The organism is Arthrobacter psychrolactophilus (genome assembly GCF_003219795.1).
Lineage (GTDB): Bacteria > Actinomycetota > Actinomycetes > Actinomycetales > Micrococcaceae > Specibacter > Specibacter psychrolactophilus.
In genome coordinates this window covers 1-17,015 of record NZ_QJVC01000024.1, presented here as the reverse complement: position 1 = coordinate 17,015, position 17,015 = coordinate 1, and the positions used below count along the sequence as shown (strand labels likewise).

Below are 17,015 nucleotides of genomic sequence, written 5' to 3'. Positions count from 1 at the left end.
GTTGTGAATGTCAGTGCTGGAGCGGCATCGCCGCGAGGATGCTAGCCACTCATAGGGGAACTTCCACGGGGACCGTAACGGCCGTCAAGGCGAAGCTACTGTCCGGGGTGCTGCGGTAGTTCGAATGGACCGCGGCGGCGATGCTATTGCTGCCCTCCGTAAAAGCCGAGGAGGGAAGCAAGAGCGTGATGGGTGTCGCGATCGCCGTGGCCGTCCGGGGAGCCGCCGTGGCATAGCTGGTGTGGGTGATGGCGCCCGCGGGCAGGTTGTGACGTGCCACCTCCTGCCCGTTGACATACAACACCAGTCCGTCGTCGGATCGGGTCGTGATCTGGACGGCGTCAATCGTCGCCAGATCCTCCACCGTCATCGCGTGTCGGTACTGGGTGGCAACCGGCTTGGTCCCTTGAGTAGTCAGGGCGGTGGCGATGGAGCTGTGCCCCCACCCCAGGGGTGCCTCCCCGGAGTTCCATGATCCGTCGTCGTAGTCACTGGCGAACCAGGAAGCATCGGGTGCGGAATCTTGGAAGTTGTACTTCCATGAGGCAGTCGGCGCGACCAGCACCTTCGCCTGTGCCGGGGGCGGAGGCTGGGTTCCCTTGATGGCCAGGGCCGTCAGCGCGAAACTGGAGTCCTTAGTGGTGCGATAGTTGGAGCTCATCTGTGCCGTCACGGTGTTGCTGCCGGTGACGAGGACAGAGCCCGGGACGGTGAACGTGACCGGTGCGGCATTGGCGGTCAACGGTGCGGCCGTCGCGTAACTGTTCCAGGCGATCGTCCCGGCGGGCATATTGGCCCGGCCGGCTTCGACACCGTTGACATAGACGATGATGCCGTCGTCGGCCTTGGTGGTCAGCTCGAGTGAGGCGATTGTGGAGGCATCCGCGACGTTAAACGTCTTGCGATACTGCGCCGCCAGCGGTTTGGTGCCGACAACGCTGAGCGTCGTAGCGATGGAGGCGGAACCCCAGCCGAGTGGTGATGGTCCAACGGCCCAGGCCGAGCCGTCGTAACCGTTGGAGGTCCACGCAGGATCGGGTGCCGTGTTCTCGAATCTGTACGACCACGAGGCGTTCTCCGGGATGACGACCTCCGGCGGGTTTGCAACCACCGGTGCCGTGGCGAATGCGGTGCTTGCGGAGAAGTTGCCGGCCTGATCGACGGCCCTGACAAAGTACTTAGCTCCCGTGGCCGTGTCGGTGCTTAAGCTTGTGCCGTTGGCGATGCCGATCACCCGGTCATTGCGCAGGACCTGGTAGCTGACGCCAGCTTCCGAGGATGCCTGCCAGGTGAGTGAATCCACCAGGCCATTGGAGCTTGCCTTCAGATTGCTTGGTGCCGGAGGAGCCGCAGCATCTCGGGGTGCAAAGCGGACAAAGCCGCCGGACCACTGGCTTGCGCCGGCGGCGGACACCGAATTGCTGAAGTCGCCACCGATCCACAGGACGCCTGTGGAGTCCCCGAAGGTACCCCACGCCCCGTGTCCGGCACGCGTGTCCAGAACGGGGTTGAAGGACTGTTCAATGATGCCCGTTTCGGCGTTCCAGGCTCCCACAAATCCGAGCTTGTCGGCGACACTCCACCCTGTCCCAAGGTTGGGCCAAAAGGTTGCGCCCGCGTAGATGAAGTCATTGCAGTGGCAGCCGGCATATAGGACGCCGTTGCTGATCTCGGAAGTCTGGAAGTCGCCATTGTACTTGGCAATATTGGTGGAGAGGCGGGTGAAGTCCGTCTTTGTGTAGCTGAACAAGTCATGTTCGGAGCCACCATGCCAGATACGGGAATTTGCCTCGCTGACGGTGAATTGGAAGTCGGCGTTGCCGCTGGAGATCATGGTCCAGTCAGGTGCGATCTTGGTTGCCCCGGCGGCCGTGCTCAGCGCGGCAATCTTATTGGCTGCCACGGAGTTGGTGCTCGTGAAATAGCCGGTGGCATAGAGTCGGCTACCGTCCTGACTGGGTTCCACCTCGGTGACCGTGCCGTTGAAGGACGGGTTCCAGTTTCCATCGGGGGTGCCATCGCTGATGGACACACGTGCCGCCGCCCGTGAATACACCGTGGTGGCCGGATGGGTGCCACCGCCAAGGTGTGTGAAGTTGCCGCCGATGTACAGCCAGCCATCCTCAACTTTGAGGCTGCGAACCTGAATGACGCCGCCGGTGAGTGCGTTGCGCACATTGACGTTGACCGAGGTGTTCGTGCTGCCGTCCCCGGGGTTCAAAACCACGACGCCGGCGTGTGGCTGGCCGTTGGCCTGGGTGAACTCGCCGCCTGCAACAATGAGTCCGTTGGGTAGCGTGGCCAACGCCTTGATCTGTCCATTAAAGGTCGGTCGGAAGCCGGACATCCAGGCACCCGTGTTGACATTGAATCCCGCCAGATAGGATTGCTCAACCTGCCCGGCGCCGGCCTTGTTCTGCTGAACGTACTTGAAGTTACCACCGGCGAACACGGTGTTACCGGACTGAGTAAAGGCCTGAACCTCGGTCGACATTTCACTCGTGCTGCCATTGGCAAGGCCGGAAACGCCCCATACCGTGGGCAGGGATCCTGTCTCCGCCAAGGGTGTTTGCGCCCAGGCTGTCGATCCTGCATCCGGGATCGTCGTCCCCGTGAAGTTGCTCTGGCGCAGCTTCGGTCGCAGATACACCTGCGTAAAAGGCTGCGGATTTCCTGCCGTCGCAGATGCCGACCAGATATAGCTGGTGGCACTGTTGGTGCCACGAGCCTGAGTTCCGAAGGAGAACCCGATGCGCCAGCTTTGAGCCGCCGCGGTCTGCATGAAGACGCGTCGCTGGTTTTGATCGGTTCCGAAGTTTCCTGTCTGGCCGCCATTGCCGTTGGTCCCGGCCAGAGTGAAAGCGCCCACGGGTGTTTCCGAGCGGAAGGTCCATGTCCAGCGTTCCTGCTTCGTGAACTTGTAGCGGCCCTCTTGGTAGCTGGTTCCTGCGGCATTCGTCGCGCGAACCAAGCGAACCCCGTCGGCGAGGCTATCGGGCCGCGCCCCATTGAGCAGTCCATCCACAAGGACCGATGAGAGCTGTCGCGGGACGAATGCGCCGGTACCTGTCACAGTCTCCCGGACCTGCGCCGTGGTCCCGTACCCCTGATAGTTTTCCTTCCAACCATCGCGGCCGCGGGCGATCAACACCCACCCGCCGCCGTCGGTCGTCTGATCGCAGTAGAACTGGGTCGGGGCCACCATTTCCGGGGTACGCAACCAGTACACGCCCGACGGCGCGGCAGGGGTCACCGCCTTGACCTCCCAGCACGACGCCGCGGCCTGCCCGGCGCTCGAGCCGTCATATACGGGAGGGTCCGCGGCCTCCGCCGCGGGCGTGAAGGCAAAAATGAGTGACAATGGCACCACCGCGGCGGTCAAAATGCCGCCTCCCGTGCGCAGCAGCGAATGCCTGCGCTGGCCTGTTCTGGATTTCATGTGCTCGATCCTTGCGATTTGAGGAGTTCCTAGCAGTGCGGATCGTCGGGGAATGAGTGATCGATGACCAACCACTTCCCGTCGACTTCCTGCACCACATAGTTATTGAGGTTCATACGGGTGCCGGCCTTCTCCGCCTTCAAAACGGTGGCGCCGGTGTTATCGACGAGCTGTACTGCGCTGGAATCGAGGCAGACCATCACGGTGATCCGTTGATCTGCGCCCTGACCTTGTGTCGTCACGGCGGGCGTTCCGACTACCGTCACGGTGCCCGACTGCTGCCAACCATTAGAGGCGAATTCTTGATGTTGGGCCTCCAGCTCACCCAGGGCCACCCCTGCGGCCACGGCCGTAAAGTCGACCTCTGCTGGAGCGCTTGCCGGGACACCGGGGGTCGGAGCGGCGGGCGAGTCGGTGGCGATTTGGCCCGCCTCGTTGATGAAGCCCGCCACGGCGGTTTTCACCAGGGCGCTTATTTTCTCGTTGCCAATGGCCGCCGGCGGAACAATCGATCCTGGGATCGGCTCGGCTGTGCGGCCGGCGGATGGTGCGGTGGTTGCAGTCGGTGCCTTTGGGATCGCCGAGGCACTGCTTGCGGCTGGAACAGGTGCCGTGACCGCGCTGGACATCGCTGTCCGAGCGGTTTCGGTACCTTGCGCGGTGGCGGTCTCTACGGGCACCGGATTGCTCAATACCACTGGGGTGTTTTGAGACAAGGCGAACGCCACGGCGGCGACGATCGCCACGGCAAGAACGAACATCCACAGCACCCGGCGTCGCGCCGGCATGGATCCCCTGTGGGGTCTTGGAACAGTCTTGTCATTGCTCACTGTTCTTCCTTACGAGTTCGCAACCATAAGGTGCCGGCGGCTGGATGTCCGGCAGATAGCTCACACGGTAGGCGCGTGATGGTGGAGGAGCAAGGGAAAAATGGCGTGAAAAGGCATAACGGGCACCGCTTTTGGCTAAGTGCAGTACCGAATGAGTCCGTGGTAAGTAGCGCCACCCCGCGGCACGTAAGCAGTCGAGATGTCCCCGAGTATTACCGAGGTACTACGGGACGTTGCTACCCGTGACCGGCTTGAATGCGATCAATAGCGTTGGTGGAGGTAAACAACAATCTCTAAGGGGGCGCCGTCATGGTGCAGCGGATCGGCTATGCCGCCGGGGTGTACGATCTCTTCCACATTGGGCATCTGAACATTCTCAAACATGCCAGAAGTCAATGCGATTGGCTCATCGCCGGCGTAGTGTCGGACGAGCTCTGCGCCTCCATCAAGGGGCACGAGCCGGTCGTGCCCCTTACGGAGCGTCTGGCCATAGTGCAGTCCATTCAATTCGTCGACGAGGCGGTGGCGGAAGTTCTGCCGGACAAGATCGCAACGTGGGAGCGGCTGCGATTCGACATATTTTTCAAAGGTGATGATTGGCGGGGAACACTCAAAGGCAGGGAACTCGAGGCCCGTTTTGCCGCGGTGGGGGTCGAAGTCATGTACTTCCCCTACACGGCGCACACCTCCAGCACCCAGTTGCGACTGGCCCTGTCCATCATGAATGGCCAACAGCTAAGGGCGAGCCAATGACTGGCTCGCCCTCGCTTATTCAAAAAATTATGATGTGTTGTTGATTAGCCCTTGTAGGCCCAGGCGCGTACATAGTCGATCTGGAAATCAGCGTAGGACTTGGTGTCCACGTAGTCCGGACCCACGGGGTAGCCGTGGTAGGGAGAACCAACCTGCAGGTTCAGGCGCATGTTGAACTTCGTCTGGAAATTGGGACCCCAGAGCCACGGGAACTCAGCCTTGGTGGCGGTCACGACGAGCTTGTTATCGAAGTAACCCTTGAGCTCGGTAGGGGTGTATTCGATGGCCCAGGTGTGGAATGCGGCGGAGGAGTTGACCGTGGTGCCGGCCATGGTTTCCCAGTTCCAGCCCTTGCGTGCGCCGCCGCCGTTGGTGGATTCGTGAGCCGTCAATGACGAGGTTCCCACGATGGTCGGGTTCGTGAAGGGATCACCCCATGCTTCCATGATGTCTACTTCGCCGACGCCGGCGTTGCGGAGCCAGAAGGCGGGCCAGATGCCGCGTGAATCACCCGGAGTCGTGGGGATCTTGGCGCGGACTTCCCAGCGTCCATACTGCTGTTCGAACTTTCCGATGGAGTCGAGGTAGCCGCTCGTGAAGTCACGGCCGTCCACGGTCTCACGCTTGCTCACGATGTGGAGCAGGCCATCGCTGACCGAGACGTTGGCTGCCTTGATACGGGCCTTGTCGTAGGAAAGAGAATCGTTATCGCGAACGTTCCACTTGCTCACATTGGAGGTGAACTCGTCCTGGAAGACAGGCTCGCCCCATCCCGGACGGTACGCGCTGGAAACCGGGGGAGTAGTGGGGGCGACGGCCTCCTGAACCATGGAGGCGAGCTTGATGTCGTCATAGCGCAGCGTTGACGCCTGGCTGCTACCCGTGAGGTAGGCGCTCACGGCAACGGCTCCGGCCGTGGAAATCTTGGAGGTGGTGGCATCCGTGACACTGACGCTCCAGTTCGCAGGGGTGGTGGTGCCGACGGCCCACGCCTTGGCCTGCACCTGTACCGAGGTGGTGCCTAGCGCCTGCAGTTCAAGATTGATCTTCTGGCCCGACTTCACGATGAGGGGAAGCGTCACCTTCTTCAGCACGGTGATCTTTCCCGCGTTGGACCGTGAAAGTTCCAGGGTCGTGGTGCCCTGCGGGGTGATGTGCAGGACCGTGCGGTAGAAGCCGGTGCTGCTGTGGCGCAGATGCAGCGAGGTGGACAGTCCGGCGCCAGATGTGGGCAGCTTGTCAACGGATACCACGTAGGAGGCATCGGCGTTTGTTGCCTTGACGCTCGTGGCGGTGGTCATGGACTTACCCGGGGTGGGCAGGCTGATTTTCGCCGTGCCATTGGCGACGCCAAGGGCAGAGTTTGAAGCGGAATAGTTGATGGCGCTTGTGGCGTTGCCCCAGCTATTGCTCACGGTGCGGCTCATCGTGTCATTGAGGAGAATAGATGAGGCAACGTAGTTGGGTTCGGCGGCATTGGCGGTGATAACCGGAACCAATGCGGCGAGCAGGGCTGCGGTTATTACACCGGCAGCGATTTTTGCGGGACCCTTTTTGGAGCGCGACTGAGGAGCGCCTGTAGGCGTGATTGTCATGAAGTTTGGGAACTCTCTTGGTGGAGGACGCACGAATGCGAAATGAGCATAGGGCTGTGCCCTTTGTTACCCTCTGAGACCAATTTCAGTATGGCCAACGATTCATTTGGTAACAAATCGGTGTCGGTTCCGCCTGGCGAATTCCCGTCATGAAGCGCGCGTGCGTAATGCCCCCAAATTCTCTCTAAACCATTGATAAGTCGTGGCAATTCCGTCCTCGAGAGTGATGCGTGGTCTCCAGCCGAGCGACGTAACAAGTGATGTATCTAATAGTTTTTGAGGGGTTCCATCCGGTTTTTGAACATCCCAGCTGGTGGTTCCTGTGTAGCCCACCGTGGTAGCGACTAATTCCGCCAGTTCCTTGATGCTCAGGTCCGTACCGGAACCAATATTGACGGGTGACTCACCGTCGTAATGCTCCAGAAGATGGATGCATGCTGAGGCGGCATCGTCGGCGTGAAGGAATTCGCGCCGGGGTGTTCCCGTGCCCCAATTGACCACCTCGTCCAGGCCTTGGAACACGGCGTCGTGATAGCGACTTATGAGGGCCGGAAGTACATGAGACTTCCCTTGCGTGAAGTTGTCGCCAGTGCCGTAGAGATTAGTGGGCATGGCGGAAATCCATGGCAGGCCGTACTGCTTGCGTGCCGCGTTGACGGCCGTGATTCCGGCGATTTTTGCCACAGCGTAGGCCTCGTTACTTGGCTCCAAATATCCACTCATGAGGGCCGACTCGGGAATGGGTTGGGGTGCGAACTTGGGATAGATGCACGACGACCCTAGAAAGAGGAGTCGTTCTACTCGGAGAGCCACGGCGGCATCCATGACGTTGAGTTGAATGCGTAGGTTGTCGCTGAGGAAATCGACCGGGCTGGTGCTGTTGGCCAGAATTCCACCCACCTTCGCGGCGGCGAGGATGACGTACCTGGGTCGGTGATGGCTCATATAGGTGAAGACCTCGTCCCGGTTTCGCAGGTCAAGGTCGGCCGACGACTCACCAATAAGAGATGTGAATCCGGCGTTTTTGAGGTTGCGCCACAGAGCAGATCCGACCAGCCCGCGATGCCCGGCAACATAGCAGACGGCCTGTGGGTCCATAGTGATTGTCATGACTTAATCTGCCACTGGGGGCTCGGCGCCCAGGTATCAAGGGTGACCTTGTCTACCCATTTTCCGTCTGGGCTCGCGAGGGCTGCAATATCGGCGTCGACCATGATGGCCGCGAGCTCGGGAGAGGTGACGGAGGCAGACCAATCCAGGACCTCCTTGGCCTTCGTGGCATCCCCGATCAAGGCGTCGACCTCGGTGGGCCGTAGATAGCGTTCGTCGAAGTGGACATGATTGCGCCAGTCCAGGCCGACATGTTCGAAGGCAAATTTGAGGAAGTCCCTGACGCTGAACGCCTGCCCGGTGGCGAGGACGTAATCGTCGGCCGTGTCTGCCTGGAGCATGCGCCACATGCCTTCGGCATACTCGGCGGCGTATCCCCAGTCGCGGACGGCGTCGAGATTGCCGAGGTACAACTCGTCCTGCCGCCCGGCCTTGATGGCGGCGACGGCCCGGGTGATTTTCCTTGTGACAAAAGTGGCGCCGCGGCGGGGTGACTCATGGTTGAAAAGGATGCCATTGACCGCGTACATGCCATAGGCCTCGCGGTAGTTGCGGGTCATCCAATAGCTGTAGACCTTGGCAGCGCCGTAGGGGGAACGCGGATAGAACGGTGTGGACTCGCTTTGAGGTGGGGGAGTGGCCCCGAACATCTCGGAAGACGAGGCCTGATAGAAGCGGGTGCCCAGTCCAATGGTTCGTACGGCCTCGAGTAACCGGGCCGAGCCGATGCCGGTGGTATTGCCTGTGTGGATGGGTTCGTCGAACGACACCCGGACGTGCGACTGCGCGGCCAGGTTGTAGACCTCATGGGGTTGAATCTGACTCAATAGCGTCACGAGTCGGGCGCCATCACTGAGGTCGCCATAGTGCAAGAACAACCTCACCTCGTCCTCGTGCGGATCAACGTAGAGATGGTCGATGCGGGTGGTGTTGAATGTGGAGGCCCTGCGAATGAGCCCATGCACCTCGTAGCCCTTCAATAACAAGAGCTCGGCCAGGTACGATCCATCCTGACCCGTGATGCCGGTGATAAATGCCCGTGGTCTCATGCCGCTTATCCTTTCCCTAGCGAGGAGAAGCCCTCCCCAGTGGCTCCGAGTCTAAGGAGGCCCCATGCCGACATCAATGAAAAACGCGCCATTCGGGCAGCGTCCTGGGCAAGGCGCGGGAACTACCGATACAAATGAGAGTAGCCACGCTCACCGGCAAGTAAATCCTCCGACCAGCTGCCGTGACTGCGCAGAGATGACGGGTAACAATCACTCGTGCACGGCTGGCCGGCAGGTAATTGACTTGAATCAGTTCACATCACACGCAGGGCGGGCACATGACAGGAGAGGGTGCGGCGATGCCTCAGACATACACAGTTGTCGCGGCAGCACCGTATCCCCGTCATCGTGACTCGCACATCACATGGCCATGCTTCAGCGCATGGCCTCCCAAATCGGAGCCGGCGGCGGATAAGCCTTCTGAGACCAAGGCTTTCCCCCAGCCGTCGTCGGCTCCCTATCTTCGTCTGGGAACAATGTCTTTGGGTGCTCCATGACCGTGGAGCAAGCCGGCATCGGGCAGGATAGGAAGCACCGCAAGGCCGCGACAACCGTCATCTACAACAGCGTGACACACACCGTCGGTATGGAATCGGCAATTGCGGCAGCACCACGGATCGGTGCACGCGATCGTCCACAGCCGCATCAATCGCCTCGAGCCGGCCATCGTACCTGGCGGGCGCGCTTCATCCTGAAACTGCGGCTCAGTGACGCACTCGTGTCGGTGGTCGTCCTCGCTGTGGCCTTCATAGTCCGGATTGGCGCCGATTGGACCCCTGGACACATGCAAACCTCCGAAGCGTGGTACCTCGGGATTTGCCTTCTCGGTGTTGTGCTGTGGAACGTCGACCTGGAATACGCCAAGTCACGAGGGCATTCGGTGATCGGCTCGGGGGTAGCAGAGTACCGCAGGGTTGCCCAGTCCACCCTGCGAACCTTTGGTGTCATGGCAATGCTTATGGTGGCACTGGGAATCGCCGTGCCGCGGGGGTTCTTCGCGCTCGCGGTACCTCTTGGCCTCGGGCTACTGATGCTGGAACGTTGGCAATGGCGTCGCTGGCTCAGTCGCCAACGCAAGAACGGTCGCATGCTATCGACCGTCGTTGTTGTTGGCAGCAGCCAGGAAGCCAAGTATGCGGTTGAACAACTCGAGCGGAATTCTCGTGTGGGTTACCGCGTTGGTGGTGTCGTCCTTACCTCGCTGACGCGGGACATGCGCGGCGCCACCCCATGGCAACACATGCCCGTCCTTCACGGAATCGCCGACATTGACCAGATTGTGGAGGCCTGCGGGGCCGAGGCAGTAGTAGTGGCCGGCGAACTTCCCGGTGGCGCCACGGCCATTCAAGAGTTGGGGTGGAGACTCGGGGATATGGACACCGAGTTGGTTCTTGCATCGAGTCTGACGAATATCGCCGGCCCCCGCGTTCACTTCCGGCCGGTGGAGGGCCTGCCCCTCATGTATGTGGAGATGCCGCATTACTCGGGAATGCGTCACATGATTAAGCGTGGAATGGATGTGATCTTGTCGGCGGCTGCGCTCCTCATCTTGTCCCCGGTTCTCGCCGCCTTGGCCATGATCGTCAAACGCGACAGTGCTGGCCCGGCCCTATTCTTCCAACGACGAGTCGGCAAGAACGGTCAAGCCTTCAACATGGTGAAGTTTCGTTCCATGGTGGTCGACGCCGAGGCCCACAAGATCGATTTACTGGCAGAAAATGAAGGCTCCGGGCTGCTCTTCAAGATGGCTCATGATCCTCGCGTCACCCGGTGCGGTCGATGGATGCGCAAGCACTCCCTAGACGAGCTTCCCCAATTCTGGAATGTTTTCATGGGCCACATGAGCCTCGTCGGGCCGCGGCCACCGCTGCTGGAGGAAGTGGCCGGTTATGCAAGCCCCACACGGCGCAGACTTCTGATAAAACCCGGAATTACCGGCCTCTGGCAGATCAGCGGCCGGTCGGATCTCCCCTGGGAGGAGGCCGTCCGATTGGACCTCTACTACGTAGAGAACTGGTCATTGACCGGTGACATCATGATTCTCTGGCGAACACTAAAAGTTGTTGTCGCGCCAACGGGAGCCTATTGAGATGTCGGGAAACCCAGATCTGAGCCGACGGCAGCTGTTTTTTACTGCCGCGGCACTGGTTGGGGGAGTCGGGCTCGCGGCATGCCAAGGCGTAGGGCCAGTGGCGAAACCCCAAGGCATTCTTCAGCCCGGGGCCACCACCACGGTTGAGGGACTGCTATCTCGGACGCCGTTTTATGTCGCTCATCGAGGTTCTGGCGACAATTGGACCGAACACAGCATGGAATCCTATGCCGAGTCCGTGAGGCTCGGCGTCGGAGCACTGGAGGTATCGGTTCACGCAACGAGCGATGGTGTCCTCGTATGCCATCACGACAGTACGCTCAAGCGTCTGACGGGTGATCCTCGCAAGATTTCGCAACTGACGCACGCGGACCTCGCCGGCCTATCCCTCGATGCTAGGCTGTGGCTCGGACCGGCATCCAAGCCCCAGACGATCCCGGATCTGAAGGATGTGTTGGACCGCTTTGCTGGTACGCAGGTGATTTTCATCGAGGATAAACAGGGGACAAACACCGAGGCTCTGCTGGACCTGATGGAGGGATATCCGAATTCCACGGAGCATTTCATTTGGAAGCAGAGCTTTCGGGGAGCGCACACGACCACGGTCCAGTCGCGTGGTTACAAGGTGTGGGGATACTTCGACGCCGATCAGGCCGCCCAATTTGCAGCGATTGTCCCGACGCTGGACCTCGTCGGGCTACCCGTTGACGCGGACGACGACCTCTTTCGACGCTTAGTGGGATACGGCAAACCTGTCATGGCGTGGGAGGTGCACACCCGAAGCCAACGCGACAGGTTGTCAGAGCTGGGCGTGCGGGGAATGATGTGTTCCAACATCCCCTACGTCTGCCGCGACAAGGCGCTCCATTCCGCGGACACCTTTGCTAGTGGTTTGCGAGCCGCGGGCGACCTTCCCAGCGATCTTGAGAAGGGGTGGGGTGTTCAGCCGATCATCGACGCCACGGCTGGATCGGTAACGATCAAGACCCCTGAAACGAGCGGTTACCTGCTCGGCTCACTTTGTCCCATCGCCGAGACGAACTACTCACTTACGGTAGACCTTCGCTGGCCAGTATGGCTGCCCAAACCACAGCAATATGCGGCCATCGCCTTCGGCCAGCTCACCGATCAGAGCGATGCGGCAGCCACCGGCTATTACCTTGCGCTGCAGCCAGACGGGCAACTTGGCCTCTTTTCCGGTGGTCCCGGAATGCAAGGAGGGACTCTTCTTGGATCAATGCAGACCGAGAACTTACAAGAGCAGGGATGGGTTTCGCTCACCATCTTCGTGAACCCGGAGGAAATTCGCATCGTACGTGACAGCAATCCCGAGTGGATGCTGCAAATAAAAAACGCCGCTGACAGAGGTGGGTACATCAGCCTGCACAAGGGCTACCCGGAAGCCTTACCCGTCCAGTTCCGAGGAATTACCGTCGCCAAGGTCGATGGAGCGGCTTAGGTAAGCACCACCTTTGATGCCCTCGTCAGCAAACGGTGCGACAATTAAGTGATATAGACGTGACGTATTAGCGGCGCGTCAGTGCTGGTCGGTTGTCGGCTGGCTGCACTATTGCCGAGGAGCATTCAATTGGTGACAGAATCCGCCACGCACAATACCCACCTTCCCTTGAGTGACGCCGAAGTTTTGCGCATCCGTAATGACTTCCCCATCCTTGAAACGGAAGTCAATGGTAGGCCACTCGTTTACCTGGACTCCGGAGCCACCTCGCAAAATCCGCTCAGTGTCATGGAGGCCGAGCAGGAGTACTACGAGCAGCGTAATTCCGCCGTGCATCGCGGTGCCCACACGCTAGCCGTCGAGGCCACTGATGCCTTCGAAGACGCCCGCGAAGTCGTGGCCGCTTTCATCGGCGCCCAGAGCAACGAGCTCGTATGGATTCAAAACGCCACGGCAGGCCTGAATCTCATTGCTTACGCCTTCGGCAACGCCAGCGTCGGAAAGGTTTCTGAGGCGGCCGAGCGCTTTGCCCTCACGGCAGGAGACGAGGTGCTTGTCACCGAGATGGAGCATCACGCCAATTTGATTCCTTGGCAGGAGCTGTGCCGCCGCACGGGTGCCACGCTTCGCTTCATTCCCATTCACGACGACGGCACCCTCGACATGGCTGCCGCCGCCACCTTGCTGAATGAAAACACCAAGGTACTCTCCTTCACCCACGTCAGCAATGTCACCGGCGTCATCAACCCCGCTGCCGAGCTGACCGCCATGGGCCACGGAGTGGGAGCCTTGGTCGTCTTGGACGCCTGCCAGTCCGCGCCTCACCTTCCCCTAGACGTCAAGGCGCTCGACGTTGATTTTGCCGTGTTCTCTGGACATAAGATGCTGGCCCCGACAGGTATTGGTGGCCTCTATGGGCGCGCCGAACTGCTCGATGCCATGCCGCCGTTCCTCACCGGTGGTTCCATGATCACCAAGGTCACGATGGAAGAGGCCGAGTACCTGCCTGCGCCGCAGCGATTTGAGGCCGGTACGCAGCCGATCTCGCAGGCGGTGGCTTTGGCTGCCGCTGCCAATTACTTGACCGAGACCGGCATGGATCGCGTCCACGCGTGGGAAGAGTTCCTCGGACAGCGTCTGGTACGTGGTTTGGAAGCCATTGAGGGCATTCGCGTTTTGGGTCCGGCTTCGGGCGCTCCTCGTGCCGGTCTGGCCGCTTTCGAGGTGGCTGGCGTTCACGCGCACGACGTCGGACAGTACCTTGACGCTGCCGGCATCGCCGTCCGCGTGGGTCACCACTGTGCACAGCCGTTGCACCGCCGCCTTGGTCTTAACTCTTCAACCCGCGCAAGCACTTATTTGTACAACACATCCGCTGATGTTGACGCGTTCCTGGCCTCCGTGGCTGAGGTGCGCGGCTACTTTGGCGTGGACGGAACGCCAGCATGAGCTCACTTGATTCGCTTTACCAACAAATTATTCTGGAGGAGTCCAAGGCCCGCCGCGGCGGAGACCTGCCCAACGACCTTCTCGCCGGTAACGACCTTCCCGAGAACGTCGGGCAGTGTCATCAGCTCAACCCCGTCTGCGGTGATGAGATCACGTTGCGGATTGAAACCGAGGGAGATCAGGTTTCTGGTATTCATTGGGCGGGGGATGGGTGCTCCATTTCCATGGCGTCGGCCTCAATCCTCAGCGATATGGTCGTTGGCTTGAATCGTGCCGAGGTGGATGCGCTCATGAGTAACTTCCGTGAGGTCATGCGTTCTCGCGGGAAGATTCAAGCTGACGAGGAGATCTTGGGCGATGCTGCGGCTCTCTCAGGTGTTTCGAAGTTCCCGGCACGCGTCAAGTGCGCCATGCTGGCCTGGGTCGCAGCAGAGGATGCGCTGAACCAGACTCGCTAGAGAGACACGATCATTCAACCGGTTTTGTTATGGGACGGATATAGATAGCAGCGAGCCGACCTTCAATTCCGGGATATTCTGGGAAGGCGGCCTTTTGGCCTGCACTTTAGGTCATCCTTGGGGGACGGTTATGGTCGCACGAAGGTTCAGCGTATGCAGCGAGACATTGGCGCCCGGTGCCGTGGGTCCCGGGCGGTTGCCTAGGCTGACGCCATACGGAGTCAATTTGCAGTTGGGGCCTGGACAGTCCTTCTCTGTGCGCGGGATCGATTTCGGTGAGACTTCCGTTTTCAAATTCTCATTGACGCCGGGAATAAGCAAAGTGGTGAGTCAGGCTGACGGAAATGACAGCCTGATTCTCGTCTTTATTCTCACAGGGACCATGCGGTTGCTGGAGGATGAGACTGAACCTGGTTTGACTGCCCACCCTGGGCAATCGTGGATGTATAACCGTGCAACGGAATTTCAGATGGAAGTTCTTGAAGAGGCCACGTTCACGGCCATAACCCTTCCTGTGCAGGTATTGAGGGACTTTGGCATTAAGGAGTTCCCATCACTGCATGCCTTGGCTTCAATACCCTCATTGGCACCTGCTGCATTGGGATTTGTTAAGCAGGCACTGGAGCATGAGCTCCCAATATCGTCAGTTGCAGGCTACTTCATGGAGAAGCTGTTGCACGAGATGGTTGGTGGCATCATGTTGGAAGACCTGGGCGCCAAGGTCACAGGTACCGGCAGGAAGAGTACCTTCGATCAAGCGATGGCATACATTGGTGCCACCGCAGGGGACAGAGACCTCACGCCCGCTAGGTTGGCCGAGGAGCTCTCCGTCTCTTTGCGGCAGCTTCAGCGGGAGTTTAAGCGGAATAACCTCACCATTGCGGAAGTCATGCGCAACCACCGGATCGATCTAGCCGTAAAACTTCTGAAAGACCCCAAGTTGGAAGTGCTCTCCTTAGAGAAGATTGCAGAACATGCAGGTTTCTCTTCCTTGGTGCAGATGCGCCGGACGCTCCACGAGGCGCAATTAGGCAAGCCTCGCGAAATTAGGTCAGGGTATGTCGCACCAAGCGACGTTGTGGATCCAGCCGTGTAAAACGAAACATTTAACACGAAAAACCTCGCCGCGACATCAATGATCACTTTTAGCGACAGGCTGGCACATTTAAGCTGCGATGTGACTCGCTGCACGGTTGAATCAATATGGGTCATCCAATTGGGGGTGGTCACAACATATTCTATTTTTAGGGGGAGTTCGTGTCTGAACTCGAACAGCAGAACTTTGCAAACAAGCCGCGCAACCGCCGTGCGGTAGTCAAGGGTGCAGCTTGGTCCGTGCCCGTTATTGCAGCCGCCATCGCCGCTCCGGCCGCAAGCGCATCCATTGCCACCGCCGATGTTCTGTGGACTGCTAGTAGCTCATCATTGGCTAACTTGCGTGTTCTGGACAGTGCAACTGTGGTTACAGCTCAGGTACTGCCGACTGTTCCGACCGCATTCACCATCACCAATGGTCCTGGTGCAATTAGCGGCCCGGCTACGGTGACAATTCAGGTTGGCCGTCCCTCAGGTATTAATATTTCATTGGGACGCGCCCGCGGATTCGGCGTTTACTCTTATGGCGGCGTGGCAACTCCTTCATCGACCCGTGCTATCGAATACCAGAAAACTCCTGTCGTTTTTGGTATCGGTGGTGTTGAATACGGGTTCCCGCTGACTACTTACACCTCCGTGCAGAACGTTACGGTTGATTCCAATGGACAGCTTGTTGTACCAGTAGAATTCGCATTGGCTGGCAGCAGCGATTTGGTCACGATTCAGGCTCTCGCTAGCTTCCCTGTAACCCTTACAGTAACTTTCAGCGATGGAACTACTCGCACCGCAAGCACTTCTATTTCCGTTCCAGTCGGAGCTGGAGTTCTCTAATCTTCATGCAAACTATGGAACTATCCCATCCGGATAGAGATAGATAGATCAATTAGTTTGGGCGCCACACCTTGCTGTGGCGCCCAAACTATTTTGGTCCTCATGATGCACCCACTCCACCATTACACGACGAGTCCAATAATCATGTATTTGCCTTTTCTCGACGGCGTCTTGTTGCCCTCTTGCCAAGACCGAGATGGCCCTGACAATGCTCGGAATCCTCAGCCATGCGGCGGTGCGCGTGACTGACTGTGCACAAGATATTGGCCAACACGGTGGTATCTTGGGCGTCTGATTTCTTCCGAGAGTCGGAATGGCGGTCCCGGTGGCGGGCCGCCGACAGCGGGCGGCCGACAGCGGGTTGATGGCATAGACCGGGAAGCCGCGGTCCCGCGGGGACGAAACAAAGAGCCCGCGGGGCGTTTCGATCGCGATAGGTACAGGCTTCTGGCCCGGGTGGCCGTGCTCGATCGGTGTAGGGCAGAGCTTGTTCTACCCTGCCAGGTCATCGCCAACTCGGCGGGAGGCCAGTAGTTTTCCTTCAGCGTCGACGAGGGCGATGTCGTGATGTCCTTCCGCCCAGTCGATTCCGCAGTAGAGATTCCTCAGCAATGGTCCCTTCCTTGATGCTCCATTACTTGTAATGGGTGTACACCAATAGCGGCGACCTAATGGAAGAGCTCGCTGGCTCGACATCTGATTAGCGGTTCTATTACGCTCTGGTCGCCGGGGTCTGGTCTATAGAGAAGAACTCGAAGTTCGGGGTCTCAGGGTAAACGGGCTCTTCCGAATCCAGAGTGTAGTCAGCGCTGCCGGGTGTGAAGTCCGGGGCGGGGAGCTTGGTTCGGTGTAGGT

Annotated in this window: 12 protein-coding genes; 7 read left to right on the top strand and 5 right to left on the bottom strand. The window is 59.4% G+C overall.

The window, feature by feature from the left end:
* Window positions 1–49 precede the first annotated feature (49 nt).
* Entirely contained in the window at window positions 50–3,439 is a 3,390-nt protein-coding gene (locus tag CVS30_RS15985) for a fibrinogen-like YCDxxxxGGGW domain-containing protein (RefSeq protein ID WP_110486557.1), read from the bottom strand.
* A gap of 29 nt (window positions 3,440–3,468) precedes the next feature.
* Complete coding sequence (locus CVS30_RS15980) at window positions 3,469–4,269, bottom strand: hypothetical protein (RefSeq protein ID WP_146233422.1); 801 nt, start codon at window positions 4,267–4,269, stop codon at window positions 3,469–3,471.
* A gap of 309 nt (window positions 4,270–4,578) precedes the next feature.
* Between CVS30_RS15980 and CVS30_RS15975 the strand changes: the two genes are divergently transcribed.
* Window positions 4,579–5,022, top strand: coding sequence for an FAD synthase family protein (locus tag CVS30_RS15975; protein WP_110486555.1), 444 nt, complete (start codon window positions 4,579–4,581; stop codon window positions 5,020–5,022).
* 44 nt (window positions 5,023–5,066) lie between these two features.
* On the opposite strand, the gene CVS30_RS15970 is transcribed toward CVS30_RS15975, so the two are convergent.
* From CVS30_RS15970 to gmd, 3 genes are all read right to left on the bottom strand, one after another.
* A complete protein-coding gene (locus tag CVS30_RS15970) occupies window positions 5,067–6,617 on the bottom strand; it encodes a glycoside hydrolase family 16 protein (protein WP_110486554.1) in 1,551 nt (516 codons plus the stop codon).
* 147 nt (window positions 6,618–6,764) lie between these two features.
* Window positions 6,765–7,727, bottom strand: a complete 963-nt coding sequence (locus CVS30_RS15965; protein ID WP_110486553.1) for a GDP-L-fucose synthase family protein — start codon at window positions 7,725–7,727, stop codon at window positions 6,765–6,767.
* Entirely contained in the window at window positions 7,724–8,776 is a 1,053-nt protein-coding gene (gene gmd, locus CVS30_RS15960; RefSeq protein ID WP_110486552.1) for a GDP-mannose 4,6-dehydratase, read from the bottom strand. The genes CVS30_RS15965 and gmd overlap by 4 nt, the downstream gene beginning before the upstream one ends.
* 493 nt (window positions 8,777–9,269) lie before the next feature.
* On the opposite strand from gmd, the gene CVS30_RS15955 reads away from it, so the two are divergent.
* From CVS30_RS15955 to CVS30_RS18340, 6 genes are all read left to right on the top strand, one after another.
* Window positions 9,270–10,865: a sugar transferase gene (locus CVS30_RS15955; protein WP_110486551.1), complete on the top strand. Its 1,596-nt coding sequence runs from the start codon at window positions 9,270–9,272 to the stop codon at window positions 10,863–10,865.
* Between the two features lie 100 nt (window positions 10,866–10,965).
* A complete protein-coding gene (locus CVS30_RS15950; protein ID WP_181419828.1) occupies window positions 10,966–12,327 on the top strand; it encodes a glycerophosphodiester phosphodiesterase in 1,362 nt (453 codons plus the stop codon).
* Window positions 12,328–12,450: 123 nt separating this feature from the next.
* Window positions 12,451–13,776 (top strand): SufS family cysteine desulfurase, encoded by a 1,326-nt coding sequence (locus CVS30_RS15945; protein WP_110486588.1) that lies wholly within the window; start codon window positions 12,451–12,453, stop codon window positions 13,774–13,776.
* Window positions 13,773–14,234 carry a Fe-S cluster assembly sulfur transfer protein SufU gene (sufU, locus tag CVS30_RS15940; RefSeq protein WP_110486549.1) on the top strand — a complete coding sequence of 154 codons (462 nt, stop codon included), beginning with the start codon at window positions 13,773–13,775 and terminating at the stop codon, window positions 14,232–14,234. The genes CVS30_RS15945 and sufU overlap by 4 nt, the downstream gene beginning before the upstream one ends.
* Before the next feature lie 256 nt (window positions 14,235–14,490).
* Window positions 14,491–15,330, top strand: coding sequence for a helix-turn-helix domain-containing protein (locus CVS30_RS15935; protein WP_181419827.1), 840 nt, complete (start codon window positions 14,491–14,493; stop codon window positions 15,328–15,330).
* A 161-nt stretch (window positions 15,331–15,491) separates the two neighbouring features.
* On the top strand, window positions 15,492–16,160 hold the full coding sequence (locus tag CVS30_RS18340; RefSeq protein ID WP_245934645.1) for a hypothetical protein: 669 nt from the start codon (window positions 15,492–15,494) through the stop codon (window positions 16,158–16,160).
* The last annotated feature ends 855 nt before the right edge of the window (window positions 16,161–17,015 follow it).